The sequence below is a fragment of the Nocardiopsis moroccensis genome (assembly GCF_055763695.1).
The window spans coordinates 1,768,490-1,785,090 of the sequence record NZ_CP199747.1 but is presented as its reverse complement, the minus strand read 5'-3'; the positions used below and the strand labels follow the sequence as shown (position 1 = coordinate 1,785,090).

Here is a 16,601-nt window from a genome sequence, read left to right as displayed (position 1 = left end):
CTGGGTCACCCGAGCGGTGCCTGCGAGCCGGGGGAGGCACCGAGGATCTCCTCGGCCGCACGCCGACCCTGGCGCAGCGCGCCGTCGACGTGCTGGTAGCCCTCGGCCGCCAGGTCCGAGCAGGCCCAGTGGACGGGGCCCACGGGACTGCGCTGGTCGGCCCCGTAGCGGTGCAGACCGCCGAGGTCGTAGCTGGCCGCGTACGCGCCGCGGGTCCACTCCTCGGAGGCGAAGTCCGACTCGAAGTAGACGAGCGGGTCGAGTGCCTCCTCACCGAGGTAGTTCGCCAGGGAGCGCAGGATCGCGTCGCGGCGCTCCTGGGCGGACCTGCGCAGGAGGCCGTCGGCGAGCTCGTCGGAGACGAAGGCGACCAGGGTTCCGCGGGTGTCCCCGTGGTTGGTGTTGTCGTAGACCTCCTGGCACAGCTCCTTGGCGCCGAAACCGGTGCCGGACAGGCCCCTGTCCCGCCAGAACGGGGTTTCGTAGACCGCGTGGACCTTGATGACCAGGCCCATCGAGGTGTGCTGGTGCATCTGCTGCTGCAACCAGGGGAGCGGAGGCTCGAAGGAGATGCGCGAGTAGAGGTTGGGCGGCACCGCCGCGACCACGTGGCGGGCCCGCACGGTCACGCGGTCGGACCGGACGATGGCGGGGCCGGTGTGCTCCGCGCCGTGGGAGGAGGCCTCGTCCTCGCTCCAGCGGATGGTCCTGACCGGGCTCCGGAGGAAGACCGTGCCCTCCTGAAGGGCGTCGGCCATCGTCTCGGAGACCGACTGCATGCCTCCGACGACGCGGCGGTCGAGGATGAAGTCCTCGTCCACGAGGTTGGAGAAGGACCCGGCCGAGGCGGCCATCAGGACGGCCTGCAGCACCGAGAAGGCGTGGGCGGGCTTGGTCAGCATGCCCCCGGCCATGAAGATGCCGATGTTCTCCCGGGCGGCCTCGTCGTCGGTCTGGCGGCGCAGCCACTCGGTGAACGAGAGGGTGTCCAGTTCACGTGCGCGCGGGTGGTCCCAGGGGCGTTCGGCGCCGATCTCGGCGACGAGCTTGTCCAGGGCGGCGATGACGCGCTCCATCTCCGCCTCGGTCCTCTCCCCGGCGGGGAACATGTCCCCGGTGTACTCGTGCCGGGAGCCGTCCGCGGCGAGGTAGACGTTGGCCCCCTCGCGGTGCCGCGGGAAGGTGCTCATGCCCAGTTCGTCGAGGAGCCCGAGCAGCTCGGTCTGGTCGGGTGAGACCCACTGGCCGCCGATCTCCAGGAAGGCGCCGTCGATCTCACGGGACCAGGTGCGGCCGCCCACGCGGTCGCGGGCCTCCAGGACCGCGACGGAGCGGCCGGCGGCCTGCAGGGTGCGTGCGGCCATCAGCCCGGCCGGGCCGGCGCCCACGATCACGACATCGCGGTCGAGGATCTCGTCGCTGCCGATGACGTGTGTGCCACTCATGGGTGTGCTCCTTCGAACATCAAAATGAACTTCATTCATTAACGGGTAAGGCGTCCCCGATGTCAAGTAGCTCACTCTCCACTCGGGGATGACATACGGGCCGGTCAGCGGGCTGAAGGCCCACCACCGCACCGATTCGGCGCTTTCGCACCGCTTCTACACTTGAGGGGAAAATGCATCGAGGCCCCGCCGCGCGGCCGACAGGAAGAAGGCATCAGTGACCCAGCAAGCCCGCAACGGACGGGGCCGGGGCAGGCCCTCCTCACCGGTCCTGTCCCGCGAACGCCTCACCCAGGCCGCGATCCGGATCGTGACCGAGCAGGGCTACCGTCACCTGACCATGGCCTCCCTGGCGCGCGAGCTCGGAGTCGCGGCCTCGGCGCTGTACAACCACGTCTCCGCCAAGCGCGACGTGCTGGTACTGATCCAGGACCGCATCAACGAACAGATCGACTGCTCCGCGTTCGCCACCGAGCCCTGGGACCGGGCGCTGCGGCAGTGGGCGCGCTCCTACCGGCGGTGCTTCACGGAGCACACCGCGCTCATCCCGGTCATGGCGGTGCTGCCCGTCGCCGACTCCCCCCAGACGCTGCGCATGTACGAACGCGTCACCCGCGCCCTGCAGGACGCCGGGATCGTCGGCGCGGACGCCGTGGACATCATCGTCGGGATCGAGGCGCTCGTCTTCGGCGCCGCCTACGACGCCTCCGCCCCGAACGACATCTTCGACCCGGGCGGTCTGGAGGAACTGGCCCCGACCTTCACCCGGTTCGCCGCCCAGCGGTCGGCGGACCCCCGCGCGGCCGCCGACCGGGCCTTCGAGCTCGCGCTCGACGCGCTGATCGTCGGCCTGCGTCACAGGTACGCCGTCACCGACGGCTGAGGCGTGGCGGGCCCGCGCGGGCGGCGTCCGCTCACACCTGGAGCGCGTGCATGACGTGCTTGACGCGGGTGTACTCCTCCACCGAGTACAGCGACAGGTCCTTGCCGTACCCGGACGACTTGAAGCCGCCGTGGGGCATCTCCGCGGTGAGCAGCACGTGCGTGTTCACCCAGACGCAGCCGAAGTCGAGGGCGCGCGTCAGGCGCATCGCCACGCCGTGGTCGCGGGTCCAGACGCTGGAGGCCAGCGCGTAGTCCACGTCGTTGGCCAGCGACACGGCCTCCTGCTCCGAGGCGAAGCTCTGCACGGTCAGGACCGGTCCGAAGGTTTCCTCCTGGACCAGCTCGTCGTCCTGGCGGACGCCGGTGACCACCGTCGGTTCGAGGAAGTAGCCCGGGCTGCCCTCGACCGGCCTGCCCCCGGCCACCACGGTGGCGTGCTCGGGCAGCCTGGCGAGCTTGTCGGTGACCGAAGCGAAGTGCCGCGCGTTGTTCAGCGGCCCGTAGTCGTTCTCGGACTCCTCGGCCCGGCCGGTGCGCGTCTGGCGGGCCGCCTCGGCGAGCAGTTCCACGAACCGCTCGTGCGCGCTCTCCTCGACCAGCACCCGGGTGACGGCGGTGCAGTCCTGTCCGGCGTTGAAGGTGCCGAACTCCACGAGCGCCTTCGCCGCCGCGGGCAGGTCGGCGTCGGCGAACACCACGGCGGGCGCCTTGCCGCCGAGTTCCAGGTGGCCGCGCTTGAGTCCCTTGGCGGCCGAGGCGGCCACCTGCCGGCCCGCCCGCACCGAACCGGTGAGCGAGACCATGGCCGGTTCGGGGTGCTCCACCATGAGCTCCCCGGTGCTCGCGTCGCCCAGGAGCACGTTGAACACGCCCGCGGGGAAGATCTCCCCGATGAGCCGCGCCAGGACCAGCGTCGACTCGGGGGTCGTGTCCGAGGGCTTGAGCACGATGCAGTTCCCGGCGGCCAGGGCCGGACCGATCTTCCACACCGCCATGAGCAGCGGGTAGTTCCAGGGGGTCACCTGCGCCACGACACCGACCGGTTCCCGGCGGACGTAGGAGGTGTGGCCCTCCATGTACTCCGCGGCCGCGCGCCCCTCCAGCGTGCGGGCGGCGCCCGCGAAGAAGCGCAGGTGGTCCACGCCCATACCGATCTCCTCCTGGGAGATCATCCAGCGCGGCTGACCGGTGTTGCGGTGCTGGGCCTCGACGATCTCGTCGGCGTGGGACTCCACCGCGTCGGCGAGCCTGAGCAGCAGGAGCTGCCGTTCGGCGGGGGTGACGTCCTTCCAGGACTCGAAGGCGGCGCGCGCCGCGGTGAAGGCGCCGTCGACGTCGACGTGGTCCGAGACCGGTGACACCGCGACGGTGCGCCCCTGTGCGGGGTCGACGACGTCGATGCTTCCCTGCCCGTGCGCGTCGACGAACTCACCGTTGACGAAGTTCTGGAGGCGGCTGCCCATGGGGTCTCCTCGGCCGTGTAGAAAAATGATGCTCGTTCATTTTAGGGGCGCGTGTGGTGAGGGGCAACACACGACCCTGCCGGAGGGATCACCCGACCGTAGGTCGGGGCGCGGCGGAACCGCCCGGCCCGCAACGGGCGGCGGGCCTCCGGGAGCGCCCGGCGGGCCCCGGAAAAAGCTTCGCGAAACGGCATTCGACCGTGGCACAATCACCCCCGTCCACGACGGGTACGGGTGACGAGAGAAGCGCACATGACAAACCCGGGCGCCGGTCCGCAACCCGAGGAGAAGAGGACGGGAGGACTGCGCCTCCTCCTGACGAACGCGCCCTTCCGCGCCCTGTTCACCTCCCGGACCGTTTCGTACACGGGTGAGGCGGTCAGCCTGGTCGCGCTCATGCTGTTCGTCGCCGACTCGACCGGCCAGGCGATCGCGGTGTCTCTCCTGCTCCTGGTCGGAGACTTCGTCCCGGCCCTGCTCGGGCCGATCACCGGCGCGGTCAGCGACCGCTTCGACCTCAAGCGGGTGATGATCGCCTGCGAGGCGGTCCAGGGGGCCGCGCTGCTGCTGATCGCCCTGTCGATGCCGCCGCTCCCGCTGCTGCTGGTACTGGTGGCCGCACGGGCGGCGGCCGGTCAGGTGTTCATGCCGGCCTCCCGCGCGGCGGTGCCCGCACTGGTGCGCGGACGCGACCTGGAGGTGGCCAACTCCAGCATCGGGTTCGGCACCAACGGGGCCGAGGCCGTCGGTCCGCTGCTGGCCGCCGCGCTGTTCCCGTTCCTGGGGATCCAGGGCGTGCTGTTCGGCGCGGCGGCGGCCTACGGGTTCTCCGCGCTCCTGCTGCTCAGGGTGCGGCCGCTGCCCCCGGTCCGGGAGGAGCACGAGTCCGCCTCGCTGCTGACCGATGCCAGGGAGGGGCTGGGCTACATCTGGTCGGTCCCGCCGGTCCGGGTGATCGCACTGGGATTCTGCGTCGTGGTCGCCTTCAACGGGATCGACGACGTGGCGCTGGTGCTGCTGGCCAAGGACACCTTCGGTGCGGGGGACTCGGCCGTGGGCCTGCTGCTGGGCGCGGTCGGTATCGGCCTGGTGGCCGGTTACGCGCTGCTCGCGCGCCACGGCATGCGCGGCTCGATGCTCGCCCTGCTGCTCCTCGGGTTCGCCGTGAGCAGCCTGGGCAACCTGCTGACCGGTCTGGCCTGGGCGGTCGCCGCGGCCTTCACCCTGCAGGCCGTGCGGGGCATCGGTATCGCGGCGATGGACGTGGCGACCAACACGCTGCTCCAGCGCATGGTCCCGGCCAGGATGCTCGGCCGGGTCTTCGGCAACCTGTACGGCGCGGTCGGGGTGGCCGCCGGGCTGTCCTACGTGGCCGGCGGGCTGCTGCTCGACGCCACCTCCGCCCCCGTCGCCCTCGTGGCCTCGGGTGCGGGCGGGCTCCTCGCCACCGTCGCGGTGGCTCTGACCCTGCCCCGCGCACTGCGCCGCGGCGGCGTGTCCACCGACGGGGACCGCCCCGGTGACGGAGGCGGTCCCGATGGCGGGGAGGACCGTGGCGCAGGCCCGGCCGACCCCGGCTCCCGCCCGCGCGGAACGGGGGAGGAGCCGCCCCTCCGGCCCGGCGACGGTGAGTAGGGGCTTGCCGGTGTCGCCGGGCGGGCTTCAGACCTGGACGAGGACCTTCAGCGCCTCGCGTTCGTTCATCGCCCGGTAGCCCTCGGGGACCCCCTCCAGGCCGACGGTGCGGTCGAAGACCCGGCCCGGTTGCACCCGGCCCGACAGCACGTCGGGCAGCAGCTCATCGATGTAGGCCCGGACCGGTGCCGGTCCACCGGTCAGGGTGACGTTTCCGCAGAACATCGGCACGAACCCGATCGGCCCCTGTTCGTACTGCGGCACGCCCACCCGGCTGACCACGCCTCCTGCGCGGACCACGCCCATCGCGGTCTCGTAGGCGTCCAGGTGGCCCACCGCCTCCAGCACCGTGCGGGTCCCCTCGCCCCTGGTCAGCTCGCGGACCCGCTCGACACCCTCCTGGCCGCGCTCGGGTACCACGTCGGTGGCGCCGAAGTCGCGCCCCAGGTCGGTGCGGTCGGTGTGGCGGCCCATCAGGATGATCCGCTCGGCGCCCCGGCGCCTGGCCGAGAGCACGGCCAGGAGGCCCACCGCGCCGTCACCGATCACCGTGGTGGTCGTTCCGGGCCTGATCCCGGCGGTGACGGCGGCGTGGTGGCCGGTGCAGTAGACGTCGGCCAGGGTCAGCAGGGAGGGAAGCAGCTCGGAGTCCTCGCCCACGGGCAGCCGCACCAGGGTGCCCTGGGCCTGGGGCACCCGCAGGGCCTCGGCCTGGGCCGCACCGAAGATCCCGCCGCGCGGGCAGGAGGTGTGCAGACCCTCCCGGCAGAGGTCGCAGGTGTTGTCCGCGAAGGTGAACGGGGCCACCACCAGATCGCCTGCCTTCAGCCCCGTTACCTCGGAGCCGGTTTCCTCGACCACGCCGATGAACTCGTGCCCCATCTGCTGCCCCTGTGCACAGGCGGGCATGGCGCGGTAGGCGTGCAGGTCGCTACCGCACACACAGGAGCGCACCACACGTACCAGAGCGTCGGTGGGCTCCTCCAGTTTCGGGTCCGGCACGTCCTCCATGCGGACGTCGCCAGCTCCGTACATCAACGCAGCGCGCATTGTTCCTTCCCCGTGGGTCGTCGGTGGTTCCGTCCCCGGCCGTCGCCGCCGCACGCGGGACACCCCTGTGCTCACCATCAGGGAAGACAGGGCATCAGGGAGGGCAGGGCGCCAACGCGGCCGGGGAAACGGGGGCGTGTACCGGGCGATGCCGGTGCCCCCAGGTGATCGTGGCAGCTCACAGCCCTGAAGGGGTGGAACTTCGCCGCCGGATCCGCGAGTCTCTGTACTCCTGGGGGAGCTGGACTGCTCCGGGACGGGTGTGCCCTCCGGTTTCGGTGGAAAGGTCGGCTTCGGGCCCGAGGGTGGGCCCAACGGATCAGCCGTAGACTGAGGCGGAGAAACACTCCTGGAATGGCGCCTGATTTGTCTGTTTTTCGAGAAGTTGCAAAAACGGCCCCTTGCCGCCGGTAAGTTGCCAGGTCAAAGAGTCTGCTCCCCGCGCACGCGGGGATGGTCCCCGCCCCCACGCAGCCGGATACAGCAGCCGGTACTGCTCCCCGCGCACGCGGGGATGGTCCCCACTGCCGGTGCCCTCCCACCTCGGGCATCATCTGCTCCCCGCGCACGCGGGGATGGTCCCCCGGGGAAGGAACTACCGATCAGGAGCTGCGTCTGCTCCCCGCGCACGCGGGGATGGTCCCCAGCCCCACACGGCGAGGACAGCGGCGAAGGGCTGCTCCCCGCGCACGCGGGGATGGTCCCTGCTCGGCTTCCACCTGGTCCCCGGCCTCCTCCTGCTCCCCGCGCACGCGGGGATGGTCCCCGGCCCACCCACCCCGCGGGGTCGATCGCGGTCTGCTCCCCGCGCACGCGGGGATGGTCCCCGGCCCACCCACCCCGCGGGGTCGATCGCGGTCTGCTCCCCGCGCACGCGGGGATGGTCCCGCGCCGGTCATCGTTGATGACGCTCCAGGAGCCTGCTCCCCGCGCACGCGGGGATGGTCCCATCAACATCGACAGTGGCTGAGGTTGTCTGGACTGCTCCCCGCGCACGCGGGGATGGTCCCGCATTGTATGTCAGTCGTTCTCGGGGATCTTGCTGCTCCCCGCGCACGCGGGGATGGTCCCCGGTCCAGCGCCGGGTACAGGATCTGCAGCATCTGCTCCCCGCGCACGCGGGGATGGTCCAAGAACCCGGGCGGGCCGCACCACTCCCAGAAGCTGCTCCCCGCGCACGCGGGGATGGTCCCGGCTCCCACCGTCCACCCGTCCATCCCTGACCACTGCTCCCCGCGCACGCGGGGATGGTCCCGTCAACGGCAGCACGAGCGCACTGGGGTCACCCTGCTCCCCGCGCACGCGGGGATGGTCCCTCGGGGTTGGTCGGGCGGGACCAGGCGGTGATCTGCTCCCCGCGCACGCGGGGATGGTCCCTACTGGAAAGAAACCTTCCCATGGCCGAGGACCTGCTCCCCGCGCACGCGGGGATGGTCCCAGGGTGTGCCGACAGTTCGGGTGGAACAGGCCCTGCTCCCCGCGCACGCGGGGATGGTCCCTGGGGGAGCGGAACGCCGACGGCGAGTAGGTCCTGCTCCCCGCGCACACGGGGATGGTCCCCGGCCGGTCGTGCGCCCGTGGCCTAGGTTGAGCTGCTCCCCGCGCACGCGGGGATGGTCCCGAACCGCACAGCAACCCCGACGTCTCCGAGCCCTGCTCCCCGCGCACGCGGGGATGTCCTACGCCGCTGCCTTCCTGTCGTCGGGCTGTGCCAGACTCTCCCGCGTATTGGGGGGGTGAACAGATCCCCCAACCATGACGGGAAGAGGGTTCGGTGACCGCGCGGATCGAACGGCACAGGGTGAGCGAGAAGGCTCTGGGGAAAGCCACCGAGGGCTTCTTCGACGAGCTCAGTCTCCAGGTTCGGGGCCAGCAGGAAACGGGACGCGACGGGTTCGGCTGGGAGATGATCTCCCGGGACCTGCTCGATTACGCGGGTGCGCGTTCGGTGGCCGTTCCGGAGACCGACGCCGACATCCGCGCCGCCCTGTACTCCGCCGCCGAGGCACGGATCGGCGGGCTCAAGCTGGACGGGGCGCCCAGCTCCGCGGAGTTCTCCGTCCACCTCACCTACACGGGGACGGGGGTCTCCTACCGGGACCACGACGAGGAACTGGGGGACGAGCCCCGGAGCCAGCGCCGAATTCCTCCCAGGGACTGGGCCGAGGCACTCTACCTGTGTGTCGTCGCCGACCTCCACGACAGCAACGAGGGCGCCCTCGTCCAGTTCGCCTCAGCCTTCGGCGAGGACGACGTGCTGCATCGCGCGCTCGCCTTCTACGTCTTCCCCGAGCTGGGCGCCGAACGGGACCAGCTCGTGCGCTACGTGGAGTCCACGCTCGAACCCTTCTTCGCCTCCCTCGGCAAGGCGCCCGGGGACAAGCACCCCGACCTCGGCTCGGTCGACTCCGACCTCCTGCTCCTGCACGCCCTGCTCACCCGCAACGAGGAGGCGTTCTGGATGACCATGGCCGCCCGCCTGTCATGGTTCCGGGACACCCTGGGCGATTCCTCCCCCAGATCCCTGCTGCCGATGGCCGAACTCGCCTTCGCGGCCCTGGCGGTGCGGGTCGAGGGCTGGGAGATGCCGTTCGAGTCCGCCTACCTGCCCAGGCGGCTGGTCGAGGGGGAGAGCCGCCGCAGCGGCCCACGGGTCGGCCCGTACGGAACCGGCAAGGACCCCGAGGCGCTCCGGGCACTGTCCGAAGGGCCCTTGGCCGTCGAGCGTCCCACGGAGAACTTCTCCGGGGGACGCGAGGCCGATGCCCTGTTCGAGTCCGCGGACCGGAAGCTCGACACGATCTGGCGGCCCGAGATCATCCCGACGGAGCTGCCGTACGCGTTGCAGAGCGCTGCCTGGAGCGAACTCCTCAGCTTCCGGCTCTACTCGGTGGTCGACCCGCGCGCCCGGCACCCGCGCCAGCTCGCCGCCCTCACCCACGCCTCGCAGTACACCGCGGCGGTCTTCGCCAGCGCCACCGGGGAGCCGGGGGAGACGGTCGACGTGACCATCGGCCGGACCACGGCACCCCTGCGTTGTGTCGCACCGACGAGGAAGGTGTCCGAGGGCGCGCGCAGGATCGCTATCGAGTACGCCCTGCTCTCGGGTTCGCTGGAGCGCCTGGACACCCTGGTCGCCTACCCCCAGGATTCCTTCCTCCGTAAGGACGAGGGACAGGGCTTCGCGGTCTTTCCCCGCTACAACGCCGCGTTCCTGGCCTATCTGAAAACGGAGCGGGCACGCGGCTGGCGGCGTTGGTCGCGGGACGAGACCCGATCGTCGAACGGGGCGGTGCGCGCCGCGATGGACGACGCCGTGGCCGCGCTCGCCGAATACCACATGCCCGGCTTCCCGCCCCCGCCGGTGCTGCTGCTCTCCCAACTGGTGGCGGGGGACCGGGAGGGGTTCAGCCTGGCGCTGGCCGACGCGCTGGACCAGCACCGGGAGGCGTACAGCATCGGTGACCGTGCCGAGGACTCCGACTCCCTGGTCAACCCGCACCTTCTGGCCCTGGCCTGCCTCGCCCGAGCCCAGGGCTGGCAGGTCGGGGTGGAGAGCGGTTACCTGCCCGAGGGCGTGCTCGCTCGGGCAGCCGAGATGTTCGGCTGAGGCCCTTACCACGTCCGGTGAGGCCCCTTCTGTGCCCGCCCCCTGGGGGAACACGAGGAGGGGGCGGCGGCCGGTCTCCCGGCCGCCGCCCCCACCTGCTCGCCGGGTGCTCAGTGCACGGCGGGAGCGCTCTGCTCCTGGGAACCCTCTCCGGGCGCGGACCTGCGCACGAGGAAGGAAGCGAAGAAGGCCAGCGTCGTGATGGCGGCGCCCAGCATGAAGGCGACGTGGATCCCGCTCGCCTCGGCGGCGACGGCGTCCGCGCCCTCGCCCAGCTGTCCGGCGGCGACCGCGGACATGACCGCGATGAACGTGGCGGTACCCGCTGCGCCCGCCACCTGCTGGACGGTGCCGACCACGGCGCTGCCGTAGGAGTACAGCTCAGGGCGCAGGGAACCCAGCGCGCCGGTGAGCAGCGGCGTGAACATGAAGCCCAGGCCGACGCTCAGCACCATGTGCGCGGCGACCACGTAACCGATCGGGGTGTCGACGCCGAAGGACGTCATCCCCCACATCACCAGGGTGACCACGGCCGCTCCCGGGGTGACCAGGGGGCGGGGGCCGAACCGGTCGTACAGGCGGCCGACGAACGGTGCCAGCAGACCCATCACCAGGCCGCCGGGAAGCAGGGTGAGCCCGGTGACGAGCGTGTCGTGACCGAGGACGTTCTGCATGTAGAGCGGTAGCAGGATGATCGTGCCGAACAGCGCCATGAAGCTGGCCATGACGAGGGCGATCGAGACCGAGAACTGGCGGGACAGGAACACGCGGAGGTCGAGCAGGGCCCGGTCCTCGCGCTGCAGCCTGAGCTGACGCCACACGAACAGCCCCAGCGCGACCGCGCCCACGACGATCGCCGTCCACGGCGGGACGGCGGCGTCGGGGTCGGCCGCCTCGCCCATTCCGGAGAAGCCGTAGACCAGGCCGCCGAAGGCGAAGGCCGACACGATGACGGAGAGCACGTCGATCCGGGCGGCACGCGGTTCGGTGACGTTGCGGATGAAGGCCGCACCCAGACCCAGGCCCAGGAGGGCGATCGGCAGCACCAGGCCGAACATCCAGCGCCAGTCCAGCACGCTCAGGATGAACCCGGACAGGGTCGGGCCGACGGCCGGAGCCACCGCCATGACGATGGAGATGTTGCCCATCACGCGGCCCCGGCGGTCGGCCGGGACCAGGTTCAGCACGGTCGTCATGAGCAGCGGCATCATGATCGCGGTGCCGCCGGCCTGAACGATGCGGCCCAGGAGCAGGAAGGTGAAGCTCGGGGCCAGGAAACAGATGAGGGTGCCGAGGCTGAACAGGCTCATCGCGGTGATGAACACCTGGCGCAGGTGGAACCGCTGGAGCAGGAAACCGGTCACCGGGATGACCACGGCCATCACGAGCATGAAGGCCGAGGTCAGCCACTGTCCGGTGGAGACCGGGATGCCCAGGTCGCGGTTGAGCGCGGGCAGAGCCACGCCCATGATCGTCTCGTTCAGGATGACGACGAAGGCCGAGACCAGTAGAAGCGGGATGACCAGGCGGGTGGCTTTCTGGTCCGCGCCACCGCTTTCCGCGGCCTCTTCGTCGTGTGTTGCGTCGGGTTGCCTGGTCACGTACTTCCTTGCGCGCTAGAGACGGGTTGGGGCAGGGGCGGGCCGGGAGCGGGGGGCTGCCGGAGGGGTCCGGTTTCCGGTCCCGACGGGGGGTCAACCCCGCCGCCCACGGCAGTATTCCGGTTCCCTCGGGGAGAGGAACAGGGATTTTTCGCTCAGGACGGCCCCGGAGCTCAGCCTAAGTGACGGTACGTCCCGTCTCGCCCCGTTTCCGGCGCTTCGGAGCCCTGCCTGTGCCCTTCGACACACCGGGTGTGGGGGCCGCGCTACCCGTCACCAACTCCTCCGCCGGGTCCACCGGGAACCGCGGGTCCTCGTCCCGGTCCCCCGTGAGTTTCCGACCGGTGGACCCGGACCGCTCACCGGCCGCGAACGCGAGGTCCTGCGCGCCGTTGTCGCTGGGGCGCGCCGCGGCCTCCGGGCCTGGTCCGGGGCGGGGCGACACGGCAGGATGTCCCCATGGACTTCTCCGACCCCCTGCCGAGCAGCACCAGCGAGGACGAGGGCGCTCCCGTGGCCCGGGTGGCCCTGTTGCCGGTGGGCAGCCTCGAACAGCACGGCCCGCACCTGCCGCTGACCACGGACACCGTCATCGCCTCGACCCTGGCCCGGGTCCTGGCCGACGCCCACCCCGGGCTGCGGGTCCTGCCCCCGATCGCCTTCGGCTGCTCCCACGAGCACGAGGCCTGGCCCGGCACGGTCAGCGTCTCGGCGCCCACCCTGTACGCGATGGCCTCCGACATCGCCGGTTCCCTGCGCAGGGCGGGCACCCCGAAACTGGTCCTGGTCAACGGGCACGGCGGCAACCACGTCCTGGCCAACCTGGTGCAGGCCTCCGGCGGGGACATGGCCCTCTTCCCCGGCCCGCACGACTGGGAGGCCGCCCGGAAAGCGGCGCGGATGAGTACCTGGAACGACCGCGACATGCACGCCGGTGAACTGGAGACCTCCGTGCTGCTGCACGTACGGCCCGACCTGGTCCGCCCCGGATACGAGGAGGCCGACCACCTCGCGGACCGGCGCGACCACATGCTCACCGCGGGCCTGGCCCGCTACACCCGTTCCGGTGTCGTCGGCCAGCCCTCACGCGCCACCGCGGCCGAAGGCCGTGATCTGCTGGCCTACCTGGTCGAGGCCTTCGCGGGGTACCTGCGCGTGCTCGACCCGAAACAGCCGCCACACCAGGACCAGCGCACCGGGCAGGGCGGCGACCAGGGCCAGGACCCCGTAGACCACCGACGCGGTCAGACCCGCCGCTGAACCCAGCCCGGCCACCCCGAAGGCCAGCGCCGTCACCGCCTCACGCGGCCCCCATCCGCCCACGTTCATGGGGACGCTCATCGCGACCAGAGCCAACACCAGCAGCGGGACCAGTGCGAACACGGGCGCGGTGATCCCCGCCGTCCGGGCCGCCACCAGGAACAGGGTCACGTGCCCGGCCAGGGCGGCCACCGACAGCACCAGCACCCCCGGGCCGGTCGCGCCCGTGCACAGGCCGGCCCGGGTGTCCGCCACCGTCACCGCCAGCGCCCGCCACCAGCGCGAACGGCGCCGTCGCCCCACCACCCAGCCGATTCCCACCGCCCCGGCCACCACGGCCAGCACCCCCACGGAGGCGGCGACCATGATCAGCCCCGGTCCCAGCAGGGCGGCGGGCAGGGCGAACAACAGCACCGTGCACGTCGCGGCGAGCACCACCTGCCCGGCCATCCGCTCCAGCACCACGGCGCGCACACCCCGGGCCAGGTCACCCGCGTAACGTCCGTGGCTCACCGCCCGGTGCACGTCGCCGAGCACCCCGGCGGGCAGGACGGCGTTCAGCAGGACCGCGCGGTAGTAGTCGCCCACGGCCCGCCCCCAGGGCAGGCGCAGCCCCACCCCGCGCGCCACCAGAACCCAGCGGGAGGCGCACAGCACGGTGGTGACCAGACCGATCGCCAGGGCCGCCGCCAGGGCTCCGGCGTCGACCGCGCCGAAGGCGTCGGTGAAGGCCCCCAACGGGTACCACCACAGCACCCCGGCCAGGATCGCCGCCCCGGCCAGCGACCGCAGCCACGCCGAGCGACGCGATGCCGTGCGACTCATGGCCGTCCCGCGCCCCCGTCGGGCAGCGCCAGGAGGTCGATGTGGTGTACGAGGGCACCCAGTTCGCCGCGTTCGCACTCGCCGAGTCGGCGTTCCGGGTAACCGCCGGGGACCGCGGCAGGGTCCTGTTCACGGGCGGCCCCGACCCACCCCCGCAACCACGCCAGGGTCAGCGGCACGCTCTCCGGGCACAGCCGCCACGGGCTCGGGAAGGTCAGCACCCGGTAGCCCAGTTCCCCGAACAACGCGACGGCGGTCTCCGCCGCGTCCGGTCCCAGCCGGCCCTCGCGGCGCTGGTGCCCGTTGAACGCCCCGGTGACCGCGGCGTCGGCCGGATCGCTCGGGAACAGTTCCACCCGCCCCGACACGGACAGGGTGAACAGGGCCGCGCAACCCGCCCCGGCCACCGCCCGGGCCACCGACACGAGTTCCTCGCGGGTGAGCAGGTCCAACAGGGCGGAGCCGGTCACCAGGTCGGTTCCGGCCAGCTCCGGCGCGGTGACCGAACCCAGGTCCCGCAGGCACATCCGTGCGGTCACCGGCGCCCCGTCCGCCGAACGCGCGGGCAGGTGCGCCCCGGCCAGTGACAGCAGGGCGGAGTCGATGTCGTACAGGAGCCACCGCTGGGCGCCCGACAGTTTCGGGGCCAGCCAGCGCCCCTGGGATCCGGTGCCGCACCCGAGGTCGGCGATCCGGACCGGCGCCGCGCCCGGGCCCGTGCCTCGCTCCGCCAGGTGCACCCGGAGCGGGTCCAGCGCAGCGGTGGCCCGGGCGTCGTCGTCGGCGGTCTCCCGCAGGGACAGCCAGGCCGGATCGAACGCCGGAGGTGGGTTCTCGGAAACTGGACTCAACGGGACTCCTCCCGGTGGCGTGCGGCCGCCGAGGGGTGGCCGCCTCCTTCCAGAGTGCCAGCTCGACCGGGCCCGGGCGGGTCGAACGCGCAAGCTTTTGCCCGGTTCTGTCACCGCCCGGCCGGTCCGCTGCCGTACGCCCTTCCGGTGCCGGTCCGTCGGGGCGTCCCTCCCGGGGCAGGCTCCGGTCAGACCGGAGCTCCGTGCTCCCCGCGTTCCCCGTGCTCCCCGCGCTCCTCGGTCCGGTCCGTGCCGGTCGGTTCCGGCCGGCCCTCCTGTTCCCCGCCGTCCTTCGGCCGGACCAGGTCGAGGGTGTCGCGCAGTTGGACCCGGGGCAGGAAGCACACCACCACCAGGCCGACCACGGCGATCGCTGTGGCGACCAGGAAGATGTCGCCGGTGGCCGAACCGTAGGCGCTCTCCACGATGTGCCGCAGGAACGGGGGCATGCCCGCCAGGTCCAGGGTGCTGCTGTCGCCCCCTCCCGCGGGGACGTCGGCCCCCGAGGCCGCCAGGCCGTCGGAGATGTTGGTGCTGACCCGGTTGGCCAGGATCGCGCCGAGCACGGACACCCCGACGGTGCCGCCCAGGGAGCGGAAGAACGCGACCGCTCCACTGGCCGCGCCGAGTTCGCGCAACGGCACCGAGTTCTGCACGACCAGCACCAGGTTCTGCATCGACATGCCCACGCCCACGCCGACGCCGAGCATGCCCAGGGACACCACGAGCAGCGAGGTCGTCTCGTCGATGGTGGACAGCAGCAGGAAGCCGAGGGTCAGCGAGACCAGGCCGGTGATGACGTAGGGCTTGACCCGGCCCGAGCGGGAGACCAACAGGCCGGAGACGGTCGAGGAGGCCATCATGCCGAGCATCAGCGGGGTGGTCAGCAGCCCGGCCTCGGTCGGCGAGTAGCCGCGGGCCAGTTGGAAGTACTGGCCCAGGAAGACGGCGCCGCCGAACATCGCCATGCCGACCGCCGCGCTGGCCACGATCGCGATCGCGGTCTCCCGGCGGACGACCAGGCGCAGCGGAATGACCGGCTCGGACACCCGGTTCTCCACCCACACGGCCAGGGTCAGCAGCAGGAGGCCGCCGGCGACCATCGCTCCGGACTGCCAGGAGATCCAGTCGAAGCTGCCGCCGACGAAGGTCACCCACAGCAGCAGCGTGCTGACGCCGGCGGCGATGAGTGTGGCGCCGAGGTAGTCGATGCGCACGTTTCTGCGGCGCTCCTCCACCAGGTTCAGGGTGCGGGTGAGGACGACCAGCGCGACCAGCATGAACGGTACGCCGATGAAGAAGCACCAGCGCCAACCCAGCCAGGAGATGTCGGTGAGCGCGCCGCCGACCAGTGGGCCGCCGACGGTGGCCACGGCCATGATGGCGCCGATGAGCCCGTTGAAGCGGCCGCGTTCCCTGGGGCTGACCAGGGCCGCGATGGTCGCCTGGACCAGGACCTGGGAGGCGCCCATGCCCAGTCCCTGTACCGCGCGGGCGGCGATGAGCTGTCCGGTGGTCTGCGCGAAACCGCACAGCAGGGAGGCGACGATGAACAGGACGATCGAGACCTGGAGCAGTCGCTTCTTGGGGAACAGGTCGGCGAGTTTGCCCCAGATCGGGGTGGAGGCCGTGGACGCCAGCAGGGTCGCGGTCACCACCCAGGTGTACTGGGACTGGGTCCCCTGCAGGGAACCGACGATCTGGGGCAGGGCGACCGAGACGATCGTGCCGCTGAGCATCGTCACGCCCAGGACGATCAACAGCCCGCTCAGGCTGCGCATGATCTGTGGGCGTCCGGTGCCCGGAGACTGAGGAGTACTCAAGGGCTGACCTCTGGAAAAGAGAACTTGCAGACGGAGAAAGAGTGCTGGGTGAGCAAAAATACAGAGTAAGAATTTTTGCACTCAATGCACGTTATCACCGCGGGTGAGACAGGAGCGAGACATGCGGGGGAGAAGACCGCCACATTCGCGGGG

The 16,601-nt window shown here is 71.6% G+C and carries 10 protein-coding genes, 1 pseudogene and 1 CRISPR repeat array; of the genes and pseudogenes, 4 read left to right on the top strand and 7 right to left on the bottom strand.

What is annotated here, in order from left to right; translation table 11 throughout:
• Positions 1-5: 5 nt before the first annotated feature.
• Positions 6-1,445, bottom strand: coding sequence for a flavin monoamine oxidase family protein (locus ACUKCB_RS07670; protein ID WP_473039791.1), 1,440 nt, complete (start codon positions 1,443-1,445; stop codon positions 6-8).
• 217 nt (positions 1,446-1,662) lie between these two features.
• Between ACUKCB_RS07670 and ACUKCB_RS07665 the strand changes: the two genes are divergently transcribed.
• Positions 1,663-2,328, top strand: a complete 666-nt coding sequence (locus ACUKCB_RS07665) for a TetR/AcrR family transcriptional regulator (protein WP_473039790.1) — start codon at positions 1,663-1,665, stop codon at positions 2,326-2,328.
• Between the two features lie 31 nt (positions 2,329-2,359).
• On the opposite strand, the gene ACUKCB_RS07660 is transcribed toward ACUKCB_RS07665, so the two are convergent.
• Positions 2,360-3,793 carry a gamma-aminobutyraldehyde dehydrogenase gene (locus ACUKCB_RS07660; protein WP_473039789.1) on the bottom strand — a complete coding sequence of 478 codons (1,434 nt, stop codon included), beginning with the start codon at positions 3,791-3,793 and terminating at the stop codon, positions 2,360-2,362.
• A 252-nt stretch (positions 3,794-4,045) separates the two neighbouring features.
• Here ACUKCB_RS07660 and ACUKCB_RS07655 point away from each other — a divergent pair, with 252 nt between their 5' ends.
• Complete coding sequence (locus ACUKCB_RS07655) at positions 4,046-5,428, top strand: MFS transporter (RefSeq protein ID WP_473039788.1); 1,383 nt, start codon at positions 4,046-4,048, stop codon at positions 5,426-5,428.
• 27 nt (positions 5,429-5,455) lie between these two features.
• Here the strand turns inward: ACUKCB_RS07655 and ACUKCB_RS07650 are convergent, their stop codons facing one another.
• Positions 5,456-6,478, bottom strand: coding sequence for an alcohol dehydrogenase catalytic domain-containing protein (locus ACUKCB_RS07650; RefSeq protein WP_473039787.1), 1,023 nt, complete (start codon positions 6,476-6,478; stop codon positions 5,456-5,458).
• A 432-nt stretch (positions 6,479-6,910) separates the two neighbouring features.
• Positions 6,911-8,160: direct repeats of the CRISPR family, unit length 29 nt; unit sequence CTGCTCCCCGCGCACGCGGGGATGGTCCC.
• A 92-nt stretch (positions 8,161-8,252) separates the two neighbouring features.
• Here ACUKCB_RS07650 and ACUKCB_RS07645 point away from each other — a divergent pair.
• Positions 8,253-10,088, top strand: a complete 1,836-nt coding sequence (locus tag ACUKCB_RS07645) for an immunity 49 family protein (RefSeq protein WP_473039786.1) — start codon at positions 8,253-8,255, stop codon at positions 10,086-10,088.
• 110 nt (positions 10,089-10,198) lie between these two features.
• Here the strand turns inward: ACUKCB_RS07645 and ACUKCB_RS07640 are convergent, their stop codons facing one another.
• The gene (locus ACUKCB_RS07640) at positions 10,199-11,689 is read right to left on the bottom strand and encodes an MDR family MFS transporter (protein WP_473039785.1); all 1,491 of its coding nucleotides are present in this window, start codon (positions 11,687-11,689) and stop codon (positions 10,199-10,201) included.
• Between the two features lie 459 nt (positions 11,690-12,148).
• Between ACUKCB_RS07640 and ACUKCB_RS07635 the strand changes: the two genes are divergently transcribed.
• Positions 12,149-12,949 (top strand): creatininase family protein, encoded by an 801-nt coding sequence (locus ACUKCB_RS07635; protein ID WP_473039784.1) that lies wholly within the window; start codon positions 12,149-12,151, stop codon positions 12,947-12,949.
• On the opposite strand, the pseudogene ACUKCB_RS07630 reads toward ACUKCB_RS07635, so the two are convergent.
• From ACUKCB_RS07630 to ACUKCB_RS07620, 3 genes and pseudogenes are all read right to left on the bottom strand, one after another.
• Positions 12,950-13,774, bottom strand: a pseudogene (locus tag ACUKCB_RS07630) (lysylphosphatidylglycerol synthase domain-containing protein); the annotation flags it as partial. It abuts the gene before it with no gap.
• On the bottom strand, positions 13,771-14,625 hold the full coding sequence (locus ACUKCB_RS07625; protein ID WP_473039783.1) for a class I SAM-dependent methyltransferase: 855 nt from the start codon (positions 14,623-14,625) through the stop codon (positions 13,771-13,773). The gene ACUKCB_RS07625 and the pseudogene ACUKCB_RS07630, both read right to left, overlap by 4 nt.
• 188 nt (positions 14,626-14,813) lie before the next feature.
• Positions 14,814-16,406 (bottom strand): MDR family MFS transporter, encoded by a 1,593-nt coding sequence (locus ACUKCB_RS07620; RefSeq protein WP_473040952.1) that lies wholly within the window; start codon positions 16,404-16,406, stop codon positions 14,814-14,816.
• Between the last annotated feature and the right edge of the window lie 195 nt (positions 16,407-16,601).